The 1154-nt window shown below is 42.9% G+C and carries 1 protein-coding gene; it reads right to left on the bottom strand.

Going from position 1 to position 1154, the window contains the following annotated elements; translation table 11 throughout:
- Positions 1-146 precede the first annotated feature (146 nt).
- Positions 147-1154: ATP-binding protein (locus ROSEINA2194_RS19490; RefSeq protein ID WP_007890978.1), on the bottom strand; the 1008-nt coding region annotated here is incomplete at its 5' end.

Here is a 1154-nt window from a genome sequence, read left to right as displayed (position 1 = left end):
TTTTGTTGTTGTGCGCCTAGCGGCGCACGTTTCTAAGTATGACGGACATGCCGTCGTCTGTACACGTCAACTATTGAAACCGCCGTGTACCGAACGGTACGCACGGTGGTGTGACAGGACGGCGGTTAGTCACGTCTCCTACTCGATTATTCGGAATGAACAGTAATATATTTTTGTTTTCGACTGTTTGGCTTATCTGGAATAGTCATTTTAAGCTGACCACTTGCCAGTAGAGGATTCAAATATTTTCTTGTAAAATAAGTGAGATTTCGATAACCAATAAACGAGCAAATTTCTTGTTTGCTTTTTTCTGTTATACAAAAATCCAAGACTGCGTGTAGGATGTCCTGTGATCTATCTTGATCACTAACTTGGTCACAATCTTGGTCACTGACTAAGTCTTTCTGACTAAGATGGTAATTCACATTTTTCAAAATAACTCTGAAATCTGTTGCTGTCGAGAAGAATTCAGGTTTATATATTTCTGAATATCCTGGTAGTTTTTCAGTTTCACTGACGATTTTGCGTAGACCACTTCCACGGCGTTCCATGTATTTCATGCGGTGGAACAGGTCAGCAATCACAGGGTTTCGTCGCATGGAACGGATACTGTAAATATCGTATTCCTGAATTGAGCCGCCGCCAAACATACCGCCCGGAGATGTGATTTCCACCCGATCATCATACATATCAATGTGGACCTCGCTGCCAAGCACAATATAATCACGATGGATAAGTGCATTGACAAGAGCCTCTGTCACAGCTCGTTCAGCATAATCCGGCTTGTCTACACGATACTGTGCCTCTTTGACAAAACGGACTTTGGAATTATTGCGAATAAATTCACTGCCGCTTTTCAGTAAATAAATCAAATTCCCCTCGTATTCCTTATCATCCAGCGCATCATCAAAGATAGAGCCTTTTTCCAAGCCATTCCACCGGGTACAGAACATACGGGAGTTATAAACTGTGTGCTGATCGGTCATGAGCTTTCCGGCATTGGTCAGGAATCCATTTTTGTCAGCCAAACCGAAGGAGACATAATCGGATGGCTCAAAGCGGAGACCAGTCCGTTCCAGATAGGTTGCTTCCAGAAGTGTAAAGCTGTAATCCTTTTTTACCGCGTCTGTTGTTAGGGTATCAAAGGACTGATT

Origin of the sequence: Roseburia inulinivorans DSM 16841 (assembly GCF_000174195.1) — a bacterium.
GTDB lineage: Bacteria > Bacillota > Clostridia > Lachnospirales > Lachnospiraceae > Roseburia > Roseburia inulinivorans.
Note: the sequence above shows the minus strand (reverse complement) of the source record. Positions and strands in the feature narration are given on the sequence as shown.